We start from the raw sequence: 17,860 nt of genomic DNA, 5'->3' as shown, positions 1-17,860 counted from the left end.
GTACGCCCAGATGGTCGCCGACCAGCGGGGCGGAAGCGGGGCGGTGCCCGCGCCGGTACGGACGCTGTTCACCCTGCACCACGAGTACGGTGCCGGCGGGGACGGGGTCCGGGCGATGGCCCTCGGGGTGCCCGGGCGGCTGGACGTCGACGGGTTCCGGGCCGAGGTCCGGCCGGTCCCTCGCCGGTGGGCGCAGTTCGACCTCTCGTTGAGCATGGCCGAGATCGGCGGCGAACTGGTCGGGGTCTGGGAGTACCGGCAGGACGTCCTGACCGGGCGTACCGTGGCGACGCTCGCCGACGGTCTCGCCCGGCTGCTGACGGCGGTGGCGGCGCGCCCGACCGCCCCGGTCGGCGACGCCGAGCTGACGGACCCGGCCCAGCGGCGCCGGCTGCTCGCCCTGGCCGCCGGCCAGTCCCGACCGGACGGCCGGCGCGGCGGGCTGCACGACCTGGTCGCCGCCGCCGCGCGGCGCTGGCCGGACGCGGTGGCGGTGACCGACCCGGCGAGCGGCCGCCAGCTCAGCTACCGGGCGCTGCACCGGTCGGCGTCCCGGCTCGCGGCGCAGCTACGCCGTCGGGGCGCCCGCCCCGACGAGCCGGTCGCGATACTCGCCGAGCGCGGGGCCGAGCTGGTCGTCGGCTATCTCGGGGTGCTCTACGCGGGCTGCGCGCTGCTGCCGCTCGACCCGACCGAGCCCCGGGTACGGCTGGCGGCGATGCTCGCCGACAGCGGCACCCGGCTGCTGCTGAGCGAACGGCGGCTGCGCGGGCGGTTCGACGGGCTCGGCGGATCCGTGTTGCTCGTCGAGGACCTGCTCGACCGGGCGGGTGGTACGGCGGCTCCGGCGGCGGTGCATCCCGGGCAGGCGGCGTACCTGCTCTACACCTCCGGTTCGACCGGGGCGCCGAAGGGCGTGGTGGTGCCGCACGAGGGCATCGTCAACCGGATCCGGTGGATGCAGGAGGCGTACCGGCTGGAGCCCGGGGACCGGGTGCTGCACAAGACGCCCGTCACGTTCGACGTCTCCCTCTGGGAGGTCTTCTGGCCGCTGGCCACCGGCGGTTGCCTGGTGCTGGCCGCGCCCGGACGGCACCGCGATCCGCGTTACCTGCTGCGGCTGGTGGCGGCCGAGCGGGTGCACACCACACACTTCGTACCGACGATGCTGGCGCCGTTCGTCGCCGAGGCGGCCGCCGAGCCCGACGCGGCGGCCGGGTTGCGCCGGGTGGTGTGCAGCGGCGAGGTGCTGCCGGCGTCGCTGGCGACCCGCGCCGTCGAGGTGCTCGGGGTCGAGCTGGAGAACCTGTACGGGCCGACCGAGGCGGCCGTGGACGTGACGGCCTGGCGGTGCGTCCCGGACCCGGGCGGCCCGGTCCCGATCGGCCGGCCGATCGCCAACGTGGCCTGCCGGGTGCTGGACGAGCGGCGCCGCCCGGTGCCGGTCCGGGTGCCCGGCGAGCTGTACCTCGGCGGGGTGTGCCTGGCCCGTGGCTACCTGAACCGGCCGGGGCTGACCGCGGAGCGGTTCGGGCCGGTGCCCTGGGCGGAGCCGGGCGCACGCTTCTACCGCAGCGGTGACCGGGCCCGGGTCCGGCCCGACGGTGCGCTCGAGTTCGTCGGCCGGACCGACGAGCAGGTAAAGATCGGTGGCAACCGGGTCGAACCGGGTGAGATCGCCGAGGCGCTGCGCCGGCAGCCGGGCGTACGGGACGCGGTGGCGATCGCCCACCCGGGCCAGGACGGGCACCTCACCATCACCGGCTACGCGGCCCCGGCCGGCACCCTCGACGCCACCGGAGTGCGGGACCGGCTGCGGGAGGTGCTGCCGGCCCATCTGGTGCCGGCCCGGGTGGTGCTGCTGGACCGCCTGCCGACGACCCCGAGCGGAAAACTCGACCGCCGGGCGCTTCCGCCGCCGACCGGACCGGACCTCCCGGCCGCGCCGAGCCCACCGGCAACCGCGACCGAGATCCGGCTCGCGGCGCTGTGGCGGGCCCAGCTCGGCGTGCCGGAGGTGGGGATCGACCACGACTTCTTCGCGGCCGGCGGTGACTCGATCGTCGCTGTCCGGGTGGTCGGCGCCGCCCGGGAGGCGGGACTGGCGGTCAGCGTCACCGACCTGCTGCGGTACCGGACGATCCGGGCGCTGGCCGCGCTGGTCGACGACGCGGACGCCGCCGTAGCGGCCGAACCGGAGGTACCGGCCTTCGCCCTCTGCCCCGAGGCGGCGCACCGGCCGGGAGTGGTCGACGCGTACCCGGTCTCGATGGGGCAGCGGGCCCTGCTGTCCCAGCTCGACCGGAATCCCGGCTACGAGGTGTACCTGACCAGTCTGGCCGTCCAGGCGCCGCTGGACCGGGCCGGGCTGGACCGGGCGGTACGCGCCGCCGTTGCCCGGCACGCCTACCTGCGCTCCCGCTTCGACCTCACGTCGTATCCGGAGCCGATCCAACTGGTGTACGCGGACCTGCCACCCGCACTGGAACTGGTCGACCTGGCCGAACTGCCCGAGCCGGCCCGCCGCAGGGCGGTCGACCGGTGGCTTCGGGCCGAACTCCACCGGCCGTTCGCGGTGACGACCGGACCCCTGGTCAGGTTCACCGCGCACGACCTCGGCAGCGCGTTCCGGTTCACGGTGAGCAGCTTCGGGCTCGACGGCTGGTGTGACGCCACCCTGCTGACCGAGATCCTGGCCGACCACGCGGGAGCGGACCGCGACGGCGGGGTCGAGCTGTCGCCGCCCCGGACGGAGTACCGGCACTTCGTCGCCGCCGAGCGGGCCGCCGCGCGGTCGACGTCGCATCGGCGGTTCTGGCGGGACGAGCTGGCCGGGGCGCGGCCGAGCCTGCTGCCCCGGTGGCCGTACCCGGCGGGCGGGGTCGGGCAGGTCGACCGCCGGCACGTGGTCAGCATCGACGAGCGGCACGCCGCCCGGCTGGCCGGGCTGGCCACCGAACTCGCCGTCGGCCTCAAACACGTCCTGCTGGGCCTGCACGTGGCGGTGTTGCGGGCGCTGGTCGGGCGGGACGAGGTCGTCACCGGGCTACAGGCCAACGGGCGGCTGGAGCGCGCCGACGGCGACCGGGTGGTGGGGATGTTCAACAACGTCCTGCCGCTGCGCGCACCGTCGGACGCCGGCACCTGGGCGGAACTGGCCCGGGCGATGCGGCACACCGAGGGCCGGCTCGCCCTGTACCGGCGATATCCGCTGGTGGAGGCGCATCGCCGGCTCGGCGCGGCGGGCCTGTTCGACACCCTGTTCGTCTTCACCCACTTCCACCTCTACCAGCGGCTCGCCTCGGCGACCGGGCTGGTGGTCGGCGACCTGTACGCGCCGGACCAGACATACCTGCCGCTGACCGCGCACTTCAACCTGGACGCCTGGACCGGCCGGCTACGGCTGCTGCTGGAGTTCGACCCGCGCGAGTTCGGACCGGCCCAGGTGGCCGCGATCGGCGACTGCTACCGGCGGGCGGTCGCGGCGGCGGCGGTGGACCCGCACCGGCCGGCCCGGGTCACGCCGCCGCCGGTGCCGCCGGGCAGCGGTGCGGCCGACGCGACGGTCGACCGGTTGGACCGACTGCTCGAACGGGTCCGCGGCCTCTCCGACGAGCGGGCGGCCGCCCTGCTCGCCGGGCACGGCGGCGGATCGACGTCCCCGGGAGGTGGAGATGACCGGACCTGACGACCGGATCGCGGAACTGTCACAGGCCAAGCGGGAACTCCTGTCGCGGTGGCTGGCCGCCGCCGAGGAACGCCCGGCCACGGCGGCGTACGCGCCGGCGCGCACCGGAGCCGAGCACGCTCTGGTGGAGATCTGGCAGCAGGTGCTGGAGGTCGACCCGGTCGGCATCGACGACGACTACTTCGAGTTGGGTGGCGACTCGGTGCACGCGATCGTGGTCGTCGCCCGGGCGCAGCAGGCCGGGCTGCGGATCGGCACCCAGGACCTGCTCGACGGCCGGACCATCCGGACCGTCGCCGGACTGGCCGCGGCCGCCGAGCCGACCGGTACGCCGGAAGCGCCGGACACCGCCGGCCAGGTCGCCGGGACGGAGCACCCGCTGACCCCGCTCCAGCAGGGCATGCTCTACCACTCGGTGGGCGGCAGTACGCCCGGAGCGTATCTGGTGCAGCTACGCTGCCGGCTCGTCGGCGAACTGGACCAGGAGGCGTTCCGGTCGGCCTGGCAGGCGGTCTTCGCGGCGAATCCGGCCCTGCGGATGGTCGTGCGCTGGGCAGACCGCGACCACCCCGGTCAGGCGTTCGTGCCCGGGCTGAGCATGCCGATCGAGTTCGTCGAGTTCGGCCGGCTCGACGGCGCCGCCTGGGAGGACGCCTTCACCGAACTGCTCGCCGAGGACCGGCGGCGCGGCTTCGACCTCGAACGGGGGCCGCTGATGCGGCTCGTCCTGGTGCCGGAGGGACCGTCCGCGCACCGGTGCGTGTGGACGTACCACCACCTGGTCCTGGACGGCTGGTCGCAGCAGTTGGTGCTGCGGGACGTCTTCGACAACTACCGCAGCTTGCGGGCCGGGCAGCCGGCGGCGCCGCGCCAGCGGCCGTCGTTCGAGACGTACCTGGGCTGGTTGGCCGCGCAGCCGGAGCCGGACGGGGAGTTCTGGCGGCGCCGGCTCGGCGACCTGCCGGCGGCGACCCGGGTGGCCGGTCCGGGGTGTGTGGACGGGCAACTGGTGACCGCCGAACGCCCGCAGGTCGACCTGGTGCTGCCGGCGCCGGTCGCGGACGCACTGGCGGCGTTCGGCCGGCGCCACGGCGTGACCGCCGGCACGCTGGTGCACGCCGGTTGGGCGTTGCTGCTCGGAGTGCACACGGGTCGGGACGACGTGCTCTACGGCGCCACCCTCTCCGGCCGGCCGCCGGAGCTGCCCGGCGTGACCGAGAGCGTCGGGATGTACGTCAACACCCTTCCGCTGCGCGTCCCGGCTCCGGCCGACGCGGTCGTGCTGGAGTGGCTGGGCGAGGTGCAGCGGCGGCTCGGCGAACTGCGCGAGCGGCAGCACGTCGCGCTGAGCCGGATCGAGCGGACCGTCGGCCTGACCTACGGGGGAGGGCTCTTCGACAGCATCGTGGTGGTGGAGAACTTCCCCACCTGGATCCGGGGCGGCGACGAGGTGGCCGGGTTGCGGATCGAGCGGCTGTCGGTGGTCGTCGAGGAGGGGTACCCCCTCGTGCTGGAGTTCACCGCCGGTACCGACCCGGTGCTGCGGGCGCGCTACGACCAGAACCGGCTCGACCGACCGGCGGTCACGGCGACGCTCCGGGCGTTGGCGACGTTGCTCGATGCGGTGCTGGCCGATCCGGCGCAGCGGGTCGGGGACCTGCGGGCCCGGATCGCCGCCGCCTGGCGGACGAACCTGGACGACGAGCGCGGGGCACTCCGGGGCGAGGCCGGACGCCGGCTCGACGGTGCCCGCCGCCGCGCCGCACCGGCCTCGGTGCCCGACGGGTCCGGTGCCGCCGGGGAGGACGGCCGGCGCGCCGCCCCGGCACCGGTCGACGAGGGTGGACGCCGATGAGCCGGCGCGGGTCAACGGCTGACCTGGTACGGCTGCTGCTCGGTCACCTGAGCCGGTTCCGGGGGCGCACGCTCCAGGACGTGGCGACCGGGGCGCTGCGGGCCCCGGACGGTGACCGTGCCTGGGTCGTCGGCATCCTGAACCTGACCCTGCGGGCGCGTCGCTGGCTGCACCACCGGCTGGTCCTGGAACCGCGCCGGCTGCGGTCCCGCCTGCTGTTCCGGCGGCCCGACCCGGCCGGCCCGCGCCGGACGATCTCGCTGCTCTGCCCGACCCGGGACCGGGTGGCCCAGGTGGCGCGCATGGTCTCCAGCGTCGCCCGTACGGCGGCCGAACCGGACCGGGTCGAGGTGCTCTGCTACGTCGACAGCGACGATCCGGCGCTGCCCGGATACCGGGAGCTGTTCGCCGGGCGGCGGTTCGGCGGGGTCCGGTGCGTACTGCTGGTCGGCGAGCCGGTCGGCGTGCCGGCGGCCTGGAACCGGCTGGCCGCCGAGGCCGGCGGGGACCTGCTGCTGATGGCGAACGACGACCAGTCGTACGTGGACCACGGCTGGGACGTGACGCTCGACGCCCGGCTCACCGCGCTGGAGACGGGACATCCGGACGGCCTGCTCTGCCTCTACTTCGACGCCGGCCAGTACCCCGACGGCGGCCGTGACTTCCCCATCGTGACCCGCCGCTGGTACGAGGCGCTCGGCTACTTCGTGCCCACCGCCTTCTCCCAGTGGGAGGTGGAGACCTGGGTGTTCGACGTCGCCGAGCGGGCGGGGCGGCTGTACCCGGTGCCCGGGGTCTTCGTCGAGCACCTGCACTACCAGGACTACAAGGCGCCGTTCGACGCCACCTACCAACGGCACCGGCTGACCCGGGAGAAGTCCTTTGCCGACCACGCGTTGTTCCTGCGTACCGGCTCGGTGCGTGCGGCGGAGGCGGATCGGCTGCGGGCCGTCGTCCGGGGTGGTACGGGCACCGTACCGGCCACCGGCTTCTGGTTCGCCGGCTTCCTCGCCGAGCACCGGGACCGGCTGGCCGCCGAGGTGGCCGCCTGGTCGGCCGGCTCCGAGCCGGCGGACGGAACGCGGCGGGTGGTTCTCTTCGCCGACGGTGCCTGGACCGGCACCGCCGGCGAGACGTTGCCGGTGCTGGTCGACGTCCTGCTCGCCGTACCGGAGGCGACGGTGCCGCCCGGCAGCCGGGTCGAACTGGTTCTGCTCGGCCCGGGCGCCGCGACCGTACCCGATCCGGGCATCCGCGACGCGACGGTGTCGGTCTGCCTCGGTCTGCACGTCCCGGCGTCGGCGCGACCGCGCGTCGGCGCCGTGCCGGTCGACTGGCGGTCCGGCGATTGCCTGGTCTTTCCGGGTGACACCGTGCCGATCATCCGTAACGACGGCGCCGGAACCCTGGTGACGCTGCTCTTCTCCGTTCCCGGTCCGGCCCGGGCGGCGGCCCCGGCGAGTGCGGAGGCGGTGACCGGCAATGCCTGAGATCGCCGGGTCCGGACGCCTCGATCCCGAGCCGGAACGGACCGCACGCCTCCGGCCGGCCCCGACGGACGGGCCAGTCGGGCCCCGGCCGGTGCGCAACGGGCTCTCCGCCGAGCAGCGGGCCCGGATCGACGGACTCTCCGCCGAGCAGCGTGCCCGGTTCGAGGAGATCCTGCGCCGCAAGCTCGCCGAGGACGGCACGATCCAGCCGGCGTCCGGCCCCGGGCCATGGCCGGCGTCGCTCGGCCAGGAGCGGATGTGGATCGGCAGCGACCTGGCGCCGTCGGTCAACACCTACGCGACCGCGGTGCGGCTGCGCGGACCGGTGAACCTGCCGGCCCTGCGCGCCAGCCTGCTCCGGGTGGCCCAGCGGCACGAGACGCTGCGGACCACCTTCCGGCTCGACGGGGCCCGCCTCACCCAGCGGATCGCGCCCCGGGCCAGCATCCCGGTCCGGCTGGTCGACCTCGGCGGACTGCCTCCGACCCCCGACGGCGCCCTGCCGGAGCCGCTCCGCCGGTTGCTCCGGGCCGAGGCACGCCGGCCGTTCGACCTGGGTACCGGCCCGCTGCTGCGGGTCACCGCATACCGGCTCGGCCCGGACGACCACTGCCTGATGCTGAGCATCCACCACACCGTGACCGACGGCTGGTCGCACGGCGTGCTGGTGGCCGAACTCGCCGCCGGGTACCAGGACCTGCTGGCCGGCCGACCGTGGTCGGCGCCGCCGCTGCCGATCCAGTACCGCGACTACGCGAGCTGGCAGCGAGAGCGGTTGGCCGGGGCGGAGCTGACCGCCCTGACCCGCTACTGGGCGGAGACCCTCCGGGAACTGCCCCGGCTGGAGCTGCCGGTCGACGTGAACGGCACCCCGGGCAGCGGCGGAGCCAACCTGGTGGTGCGGGTGGATCGGCGCCTCCGCGCCGGGCTGGAGGAACTGCGCCGGGCCGAGGGAGGCTCCCGGTTCATGCTGGTGCTCGCCGGCCTGGTGGCGGTGCTGAGCGCGGTGACCGGCGCCTCCGACCTGGTCGTCGGTACCCTCGCCGCCGGCCGGACCCGCCCCGAACTGGAGCGGCTGATCGGCTACTTCGTCAACGTCCTGCCGCTGCGCTTCCGGTTGCCGGACCGGCCCCGGTTCCGCCAGCTCTGGGCGCTGGTCCGGGAGCAGGTGCAGGCCGGGTACGCGCACCAGGAGATGCCGTACGAGAAGCTGCTCGAACAGCTACGCGCCGAGGGGGTGGCCGGCGCCTCGACCCCGATCCGGGTACTCTGCGTGCCGCACCTGCCACCGGCACCGGTACGGCTGGCCGGTGTCGTCGCGCAGGTGCACGACGTCGAGCTGGGCAACACCCCGTTCGACCTGGTCGTCGAGGTGCATGACGGGCCGGACGGGCTGCGGATGGCGTTCCAGTACGACACCGGGCTGTTCACCGAGCCGACCGTCCGGTTGCTCGGCGAACACCTACGTGACGTGCTGGCCGCGGCGGTGGCCGATCCCGACGCGCCCTGCCCGGACCTGCTTCCGGCGCCGCCCCGGCGGGGACCGGCCGGGCAGCAGCCCGGGGCGGTCGGGCTGCTGCACGAGGCGGTGGAGGCGCAGGCCGCCCACCGCCCCGATGCGGTGGCCCTGGTCGACGGCGCCGAACAGATCTCCTACCGCGCGCTGAACGCCCGGGCGAACCAGCTCGCCCGGCACCTGCGCACGCTCGGCGTCCGTGCCGACGACCGGGTCGGGATCTGCCTGCCCCGTTCGGCGTCCTCGGTGACGGCGATGCTCGCGGTGCTCAAGGCGGGTGGCGCGTACGTGGCGCTCGACCCGGCCCACCCGCCGGCCCGGCACGCCGAGATCCTGGCCGACGCCGGCCTGCGCGCGGTCGTCACCACCGGCGCGCTGCTGCGGGCCCGACCGGACGACTCCGTACCGACGATCGCGCTGGACGCGTCCGCCGCGCGGCTGGCCCGCTGTCCGGACACCGACCTGCGGCTGCCGCTGCACCCGGACCAGGCGGCGTACCTGGTCTACACCTCCGGCTCCACCGGCCGGCCGAAGGGGGTCGTCGGGCTGCACCGGGGCGCGGTGAACCGGGCCGAGTGGATGCGCCGGCACCACCCGGTCGGCGCCGACGAGGTCTGCGCCCTGCGCAGCCCGCTCACCTTCGTCGACTCGGTCTGGGAGACGTTCGGGCCGCTGCGCGCGGGTGCCCGGCTGGTGGTGCTGCCCGACGCCGGGACCTTCGATCCGGATCTGCTGGTGCAGCAGCTCGGCGTGGCGCGGGTCTCCCGGATCGTGGTGGTGCCGGCCCTGCTCGGCGTACTCCTCGACAGCGGACCCGGACTGGCCGACCGGCTGCCGTACCTGCGGACCTGGATTACCAGCGGCGAGGAGATCCGGCCCGACCTGGCCGACCGGTTCCACCGCGAGCTGCCCGGCGCCCGCCTGCTCAACCTGTACGGCTGCTCCGAAGTCTCCGCCGACGCCACCGCCGTCGAGGTACCGGTGCCGGCACCGCCGAAGGTGCCCGTCGGCCGACCGCTGTCCGGGGTGACCGCCGTGGTCGCCGACGGACGCGGACGGGCGGTCCCGGCGCTGGTGCCCGGGGAGATCCAGGTCGGCGGGGCGGCCCTGGCGCGCGGCTACCACGGCCGGCCCGGCCGGACCGCCGAGGTCTTCCGGCCCGACCCGTACGGCCCGGCCGGGGCCCGGGTCTTCCACACCGGTGACCTGGCCCGGCAACGTGCCACCGGCGACCTCGAATACCTGGGGCGGCGGGACCGGCAGGTGCAGGTACGCGGTCATCGGGTGGAACCGGGCGAGGTGGAGGAGACGCTGCTGCGCCACCCCGGAGTCCGGGCGGCGGCGGTGGTGGTCCGGCCGGACGAGGGGAACTCGTCGACCCTGGTCGGCTACCTGGTGACCGACGCCGACATGGCGGAACTGCGGGCCTTCCTCGGCGACCGGCTGCCGGGCTACCTGGTGCCGTCACTGCTGGTGCCGGTCGACACCCTGCCGCGCACCGCCAGCGGCAAGGTCGACCGACTGGCGTTACCGGCCCTCCGACCGGCGCCCCGACCGTCGGCCCGGCCCGCCGCGAACCCGGCCGAGGAGGTGATCGCGGCGGCGTTCGCCGAGGTCCTCGGCCTGCCGACGGTGGCTCGGGAGGACGACTTCTTCCTCTCCGGCGGCCACTCGGTGCTGGCCACCGCGCTCGTCCGGCTGCTCTCCGACCGGCTCGGGGTTCGGCTGCGCCTGGCCGACCTGTTCGCCGCCCCGTCGCCGGCCGCCCTCGCCGGCACCGTGGACCGGCTGCCCCGGGACCGCTCGGCCGCGCCTGCGGTGCTCGTTCCGGACCCGCAGGGCTGGCACGAACCGTTCCCGCTCACCGACGTGCAGCAGGCGTACTACGTCGGGCGGGGCGAGGACCTGCGGCTGGGCGGCGTCTCCACGCACGCGTACCTGGAGCTGATGGTCGCCGACCTCGACCTCGACCGGTTCAGCACGGCGCTGCGCGGCGTCATCGCGCGCCATCCGATGCTGCGGGCGGTGATGCTGCCGGACGGTACCCAGCAGGTGCTGCCCGAGGTGCCGCCGTACCGGTTGACGGTGTATCCGCTGCGCGGGCTGGCCGAGCCGGAGCGGGACCGGCGGCTGGCCACGGTACGGGACGAGATGTCGCACCAGCTCCTCGGACCGCACCAGTGGCCGCTGTTCGACGTACGGGCCTCGCTGCTGCCGCCGGTCGACGGCGGACCGGCCGGCGACCGGGTACTGCTGCACGTGAGCATCGACGCGCTGATCTGCGACGCCTTCAGCTTCGGGCTGGTGATGGACGAACTGGCCGCCCGCTACCGCGACCCGGCGCTGCGCCCGGCCGAGCTGGACGTCTCGTTCCGGGACTACGTGCTGCACCAGGTCGCCCGGCGCGGCTCGGCGGAGCACGCGGCAGCGCTGGCCTACTGGCGGGAGCGGCTGCCGGCGCTGCCGACCGGCCCCGAACTGCCGGCGGGCGGTTCCGCCGGCCGACCCGGCCCGCACCGGTTCACCCGGCGGGACGGGCGACTCGACGTGGCGGCCTGGACGGCGCTCAAGCAGCGGGCCACCGCCGCCGGGCTGACCCCGTCCGGGGTACTGCTCGCCGCGTTCGCGGAGGTGCTCACCGCGTGGAGCCGCCGCCCGCACTACAGCCTGGTGCTCACCGTGTTCGACCGGGAGCCGGTGCATCCCCGGGTGGCCGAGATCGTCGGGGACTTCACCTCGCTCTCCGTGCTCGAGGTCGACCACACCCGGCCCGGTCCGTTCCTCGACCGCGCCGTGGCGCTGCAACGCCGGCTCTGGTCCGATCTGGACGCCTCGGCGGTGAGCGCGGTGCAGGTGATGCGGGAGTGGGCGCTGGCCCGGGGGCTGTCGCCACAGCTCAGCACGCCGATCGTCTTCACCTCCAACCTGCCGGTCGCGGCCGGCACGGCCGATCCGGCGCCCGGGTGGGCCCGGCACGGCGGGCTCGGCGAGCTGGCGTACGCCATCACCCAGACGCCGCAGGTCCAGCTCGACCACCAGGTCAGCGAGGAGCACGGCGAGCTGCTGTTCAACTGGGACGCGGTCGACGAGCTGTTCGCACCGGACGTGCTGGACGAGATGTTCACGGCGTACCGGGAACTGCTGGCGTGGCTGGCCGGTGAGCCGGCGGCCTGGTCCCGGCCGGCCCTCCCGGAGCTGCCCGCGGCACAGGCCGCCCGGCGTCGGACGGTCAACGACACCGCGTCCCCGGTGCCGGCCTGGTGCCTGCACGAACCGGTCGCGACCGTCGCGGCGGACCATCCGGACCGGGTCGCGGTGCTGGACGGGACGATCCGGCTCAGCTACGCCGACCTGGCGGCGCTGGCCCGCCCGGTGGCCGAGGTGGTGCGCCGGGCCGGCGTACGGCCGAACACCCTGGTCGGGGTGGCCACCCGACGCGGCTGGCCGCAGGTGGTGGCGACGCTCGGGGTGCTGACGGCGGGTGCCGCCTTCCTGCCGCTGGACCCGGAACTGCCGGCCGAACGGTTCGCCCTGCTGGCCCGGCGGGGCGAGATCACCCTGCTGTTCACCGAGGCCGACCTGCTGGCTGCGCTGCCGGCGTTGCCCGGGGTGCGGGTCGTCGCCGTCGAGGGACCGGAGCTGCCCGACAGCGACGAACCGGCGGACGCAGCCCTCGCCGAACCGACAGACCTGGCGTACGTCATCTTCACCTCCGGGTCGACCGGTGAGCCGAAGGGCGTCGCGATCGACCACCGGGGTGCGGCCAACACCGTCGACACGGTCAACCGGCGGTACGGCATCGGCTCGGACGACCGGGTCCTGGCCGTCTCCTCGCTCAGCTTCGACCTGGCCGTGTACGACCTGTTCGGGATGTTCGCCGCCGGCGGGGCGGTGGTGCTGCCCCAGCATGGCCGGCGGCGGGATCCGGCGCACTGGGCCGAGCTGGTCCGGCAGCGCCGGATCACCGTGTGGAACTCGGTGCCGGCCCTGGCCGAACTGCTGGTGGGGCACGCCGAGGCGGTGGACCCGGACGCGCTCACCTCGCTGCGGCTGGTGCTGCTCAGCGGGGACTGGATCCCGGTCGGCCTGCCCGACCGGATCCGCGCGCTGACCGGTGCCCGGGTGGTCAGCCTCGGTGGCGCGACCGAGGCGTCGATCTGGTCGGTCTGGTATCCGGTCGGGACCGTCCGGCAGGACTGGCGCAGCATCCCGTACGGGATGCCGATGGACAACCAGACTCTGCACGTACTGGACGACGCCGGGCGCGACCGGCCCGACTGGGTGGCCGGTGAGCTGTACATCGGCGGCCTGGGAGTGGCTCGCGGGTACTGGCGGGACGACGAGCTGACCCGGCGGAGCTTCCCGGTGCACCCGGCGACGGGACGACGGCTCTACCGCACCGGCGACATCGCGCGGTACCTGCCGGACGGCAACCTGGAATTCCTCGGCCGGGAGGACGCCCAGGTCAAGATCAACGGGTTCCGGGTGGAGCTGGGCGAGATCGAGGCGGCGCTGGACCGCACCGGCCTGGTCCGGGCAGCCGCGGTGACCGCCGTCGGCCGGCCCGGCGGCGACCGGCGACTCGCCGCCCACCTGGTGCCGGCCGATTCCCGGCGGTTCGACCTGGACCAGGTCCGCGCACGGCTCCGCGCGGTGCTTCCGGACTACATGGTGCCGACCACCTGGACGGTGCTGGACGAACTGCCGCTCACCGGCAACGGCAAGGTCGACCAGCGGGCGCTGTCCCGGCGTACCGAGCGGGCGGAGCGCCGGGAGTTGGCCGAGAGCGGCGAGCCCGCGCCCCGCCGCGGCTCCGGCTCCGGCTCCGGCTCCGCCGAGCTGACCGAACGGCTCTGTGCACTGTGGCGGGAGACCCTGGACGTGGAGTCCGTCGGGCCGGACGACAGCTTCTTCGCGCTCGGCGGCACATCGCTGGTCGCCATCCGGATGCTCACCCGGCTCGAACAGTCCTTCGGGGTACGGATCCCGTTGCCGCAGCTCTTCGACTCGCCCACCGTGGCGGCGCTGGCCGAGGCGATCTCCGCCGGGTCCCGGTCGACGGAACCGGCGGCCGGACCGGCGGTCGCGCTGCGGCCGGAGCCGGACGCCGCGTACGAGCCGTTCCCGCTCACCGACATCCAGCAGGCGTACTGGCTCGGCCGGCGGGCGGGTGCCGGGCTCACCGGGGTGGCGACGCACAGCTACCTGGAGCTGGAGGTCGCCGACCTCGACCTGCCCCGGCTGGAACAGGCGCTGCGCCGGCTCGTCGACGCGCACCCGGCGCTGCGTACCGTGATCCGGCCGGACGGCCGGCAGCAGGTCCTGCCGACCGTACCGGCGTACCGGATCCCGGTGACCGACCTGCGGGGCCTCGATCCGGAGCGGGCCGGCGCCGCCCGGCAGCGGCTACGGGACCGGATGTCGCACGAGGTACGCGACGTGGCGCAGTGGCCGCTGTTCGACCTCCGCGCGCAGCGCCTCGACGGCGGACAGACCCGGCTGCACCTGAGTTTCGACCTGCTGACCGTCGACGCCCGCAGCATGTGGCTGCTCACCCGCGAACTGCTCGCCCGGTACGCCGACCCGGCCGCCGAGCCGCCCGGACCGGATGTCACCTTCCGGGACTACGTACTGGCCGTGCAACGGCTGCGGGAGACCGAGCCGTACCGCCAGGCGCTGCGCTACTGGCGGGACCGGCTGGCGGACCTGCCGCCGGCACCGGCACTGCCGCTGGCCCGCCGGCCGGAGGAACTGCGTGGTGCCGCGTTCCACCGGCTCGCCGCCGAACTGGACGAGCCGGCGTGGCGGGCGCTGCGGAACAGGGCGGCGGCGACCGAGCTGACGCCGTCCGGACTGCTCTGCGCGGCGTTCTGCCGCACCATCGCCGGCTGGAGCGAGTCGCCGCGGTTCACCGTCAACCTGACGACGTTCCAGCGGCTGCCGGTGCATCCCGACGTCGACTCCCTCGTCGGCGACTTCACCACCACCACGCTGCTGGCGGTGGAGTGCGCCGGTGGCCCGTTCCCGGACGAGGCGCGGCGGGTGCAGGAGCGGATCTGGCAGGACCTGGAGCACGGGATCGTCAGCGGCGTGGAGGTGCAGCGGATGCTGCGTCGGGTCCGGGGCGGCGGGGCGGACGTCATCATGCCGGTGGTGTTCACCAGCACGCTCTTCCCGGAGCCGGCGGAACCCCTGCCGGCCGGTGGCTGGGAGGCCCGGCCGGTCTACGCGATCAGCCAGACTCCGCAGGTCCTGCTGGACCACCAGGTGGGCGAGCGGGCCGGGCGGCTGGTGTTCAGCTGGGACTACGTGCCCAGCGCGTTTCCGCCGGGCCTGGTGGAGACGATGTTCGCCGCCTACCGACGGCTGCTCCGGGCACTGGCCCAGGAGGCCGCCGCACCGGGACCGGCCGGGCCGGCTGCCGATTCCGTCCCGGCTGCCGACTCTGGACCGGCTGCTGGCTCCGCCCCGGCTGCCGATTCCGCCCCGGCTGCCGACCCTGCCCCGGCTGCCGACTCTGGACCGGCCCCGTGGCCCGACGGACCGGCCAGGGCCCGGCAGGCCGGTGCACCGGCGCCGACCGGGGGCCCGCCGGTGGACCGGACCGCCCGCCAGACCACGTCCACCCGCGAGCCCGGAGGTGTTCCGAGGTGACCCGTCCCCAGCCAGCGTCCGTCACGTTCCCCGCCGAGCAACGGGAGCTGATCGAGACCATGAACAGCCGTACCGCGCCGGTCCCGCCCGGGACGCTGGCCGAGCGGGCGCTCGCGGTGGCCGCCGCGCACCGGGAACGGACCGCCGTCGTGTCGCCCCGGGAGACGCTGAGCTACGGACAACTGCTGGACCAGGTGGCGGACCTGGCGGACCGGCTGCGTACCGCCGGCGTCGGTCCGGGCGATCGGGTGGCGCTCTCCGTCGAGCTGGGCCGGGAGCAGTTGGCCGGAGCGCTGGCGATCATGCGGGTCGGTGCCGCGTACGCGCCGGTGCCGCCGAACCTGCCCCGCACCGTACGGTGGGAGGCCCTCAGCCAGGTCAAGGCGACCGTGGTGGTGACCCAGTGGTGGCTCACCGACCGGATCGAGTGGCCGGACGGGACGACGGTGCTCTCGCCGGAGGAGGAGCCCGCCGGCACGATCGGGCTCGGCGACGGCGTGCCGCACGAGGACGCCACCGCGGCGGTGCTGCCGCTCGACCCGGTCGCCCCGGACGGTGGCCGCCGGGCCGCCCGCACCGCCGTCGGGCACACCACCGTGCTCAACGCCGTCACCGACGTCGTCCGCCGACTCGCCCTCGGCGTCGACGACCGGGTGTTCGCCCAGGCCCCGGTCGAGTCGGTGCTCTCCCTGCACGAGATGTTCACCGGGCTGCTCGCGGGCGCGACTCTGGTGTTCGGCCAGGACGTCGACGTACGCCATCCGGCGGCCTGGCTGGCGCAGTTCCGGCGGGACGCGGTGACCGCGTGGCTGCCCACCCCGTCCCTGCTGAACATGCTGCTCGATCACCTGGCGGCGACCGGCGAGTCGTGGCCGGGGACGCTCCGTACGGTGCTGCTCTCCGGCGAGCCCCTGCACCCGGACCGCCTCCGCGAGCTGCGCTCCGTCGCCGGCCGCGACCTGACCGTGGCGTACGCGACGGCCGCCGCGCCGCAGGACGGCTGGGTCGCGCTGTGCGACCTGACCGAACCGGCGGACGACTGGCGGTCGGTGCCGATCGGCCGGCCGTTGGTCAACAACCGGCTCTACCTGCTCACCGAGACCCTCGCGCCGTGTCCGGTCTGGGTGACCGGGCGGCTGCACGTCGGCGGTCTGGCGGCCCGGACCTCGGACGACCCGGACTGGGCCGCCCCCGGCCCGTCGGTGCCGCACCCGGAGACGGGGGAGCCGCTGGTGCCGACGGCGCTCTTCGGCCGGCTGCGCCCCGAGGGCGTGATCGAGGCGGTCGGCGACGACTCGTCGCGGATCGTCGTACACGGCCGCCCGCTGAACCTGCGGGACACCGAGACGGCGCTGGACGCGCACCAGGCCGTCCGGCAGGCCGTGGTGGTACCGGTGGCGGAGAGCACCGAGTCGGTGGGGTACGTCCGGCCGCGTACCGGCCGGGCGGTCAGCGCCGAGGAGCTGACCGGGTACCTCCGGCGCAAGGTGTCGCCGTACCTGATGCCGGCCCGGATCGAGGTGGTCGAGGCGCTGCCGCTCACCTCGGACGGACGGGTCGACCGCAGGGCACTCGGCTCGCCCCCACCGGCCGCCCAGACGGCACCGTCCGGGCCGGATCCGGCGCCTACCGCCGACGAGCGGGAGCTGATCCGGCGGGTCACCGAGGTGGCGTGCCGACTCTTCGACGTCGGTGACATCGAGCCGAACGCGAACCTGCTGGACATCGGCGCCACCTCGTACCAGCTCGTCCGGTTGGCCACCGTGCTGGAGGAGAGCCTGGGCGTGGTGGTCGAGGTGGAGGAGCTGCTGCGCTTCCCGTCCATCGCCGTGATCGTGAGCAGCCACCTCGCCGCGCTGCCCGAACCGGTGCCGCCGGTGCCGGGGCCACCCGCCGGGTCGGCGTCCACCGTCCCGGGCGCCGGGTCGGAGGCAGCGGCCGGCGAGGTGGCAGCGGCCGGCGCGGTGGGAGCGGCCGGCGGTGGGACCCTGACCGGCCTGCTGGAACGTCAGGCGTTCAAGGACGCCCGGTACGGCGTCCGCACCGACCTCGACGACGGGACGGCGGTCGACCTGGCCGCCCCGGCCGACGAGCGGATCGGGGCGCGCCGTACCGTCCGGTCGTTCGAACCCGATCCGGTGGACCTGACCGACCTGGCCGGCCTGCTCGGGGCGGCCCGGGCGATCCGGCGCGGCGGCGAGCCGAAGTTCTGGTACCCGTCGGCCGGTGGCGCCTACCCGGTCCAGGTGTACCTGCTCGCCGCACCCGGCCGGGTCCGCGGTCTGCCCGGCGGCAGCTACTACTACCACCCGGACCGCAACGCGCTGGTCCCGATCGACCCCGACGCCGCGCTGCCGGCCTCCGCCCACCTGGATCTCAACCGGGCCGCGTTCCGGCAGAGCGCCTTCTCGCTCTACCTGATCGGCCGGATGACCGCGATCCGGCCGCTCTACGCCGAGCTGTCCTGGGACTTCACCGTCTTCGAGGCGGGCGCGCTGACCCAGGCGTTCGGACTGGTGGCCGCCGAACGCGGCCTGGGCCTCTGCCCGGTCGGCATGATGGACAGCGGGCCGCTGCCGGCGCTGTTCCGGCTCGCCGACGAGGACCGATTCGTGCACGCCCTGCTGGGTGGCGTACCGGCGGACGGGGGCCGGTGA

At 75.2% G+C, this 17,860-nt stretch carries 5 protein-coding genes (1 of these 5 cut by a window edge); all 5 read left to right on the top strand.

The genetic code is table 11. The annotated features are described in order from the left end of the window. Tightly spaced (each overlapping or abutting the next), the 5 genes in view from ACQEVC_RS38010 to ACQEVC_RS37990 form a layout consistent with a single transcriptional unit that may run on beyond the window. A protein-coding gene (locus ACQEVC_RS38010; RefSeq protein ID WP_432888090.1) for an amino acid adenylation domain-containing protein crosses the window boundary here: on the top strand, window positions 1–3,688 show its 3' portion. The gene continues 3,209 nt to the left of window position 1, outside the view; 3,688 of the gene's 6,897 nt are visible here — the last part of the coding sequence; its start codon lies beyond the left edge, outside the window; the stop codon is at window positions 3,686–3,688. Next, window positions 3,675–5,543 (top strand): condensation domain-containing protein, encoded by a 1,869-nt coding sequence (locus ACQEVC_RS38005; protein WP_432888088.1) that lies wholly within the window; start codon window positions 3,675–3,677, stop codon window positions 5,541–5,543. Before ACQEVC_RS38010 ends, ACQEVC_RS38005 begins: the two co-directional genes overlap by 14 nt. Next, window positions 5,540–7,033, top strand: a complete 1,494-nt coding sequence (locus ACQEVC_RS38000) for an aspartyl/asparaginyl beta-hydroxylase domain-containing protein (RefSeq protein ID WP_432888086.1) — start codon at window positions 5,540–5,542, stop codon at window positions 7,031–7,033. The genes ACQEVC_RS38005 and ACQEVC_RS38000 overlap by 4 nt, the downstream gene beginning before the upstream one ends. Then, entirely contained in the window at window positions 7,026–15,203 is an 8,178-nt protein-coding gene (locus ACQEVC_RS37995; RefSeq protein WP_432888084.1) for an amino acid adenylation domain-containing protein, read from the top strand. Before ACQEVC_RS38000 ends, ACQEVC_RS37995 begins: the two co-directional genes overlap by 8 nt. Continuing rightward, window positions 15,200–17,860 carry an AMP-binding protein gene (locus ACQEVC_RS37990; RefSeq protein ID WP_432888082.1) on the top strand — a complete coding sequence of 887 codons (2,661 nt, stop codon included), beginning with the start codon at window positions 15,200–15,202 and terminating at the stop codon, window positions 17,858–17,860. The genes ACQEVC_RS37995 and ACQEVC_RS37990 overlap by 4 nt, the downstream gene beginning before the upstream one ends.

Origin of the sequence: Plantactinospora sp. CA-294935, assembly GCF_050936445.1 — a bacterium.
In the GTDB taxonomy this organism is placed as follows: Bacteria; Actinomycetota; Actinomycetes; order Mycobacteriales; family Micromonosporaceae; genus Plantactinospora.
This window is presented reverse-complemented; position numbering and strand designations above follow the sequence as displayed.

Coding starts and splice junctions, on each gene's coding strand:
- ACQEVC_RS37995 (WP_432888084.1), top strand. CDS start 7,026: ATGCCTGAGATCGCCGGGTCCGGACGCCTCGATCCCGAGCCGGAACGG.
- ACQEVC_RS38005 (WP_432888088.1), top strand. CDS start 3,675: ATGACCGGACCTGACGACCGGATCGCGGAACTGTCACAGGCCAAGCGG.
- ACQEVC_RS38000 (WP_432888086.1), top strand. CDS start 5,540: ATGAGCCGGCGCGGGTCAACGGCTGACCTGGTACGGCTGCTGCTCGGT.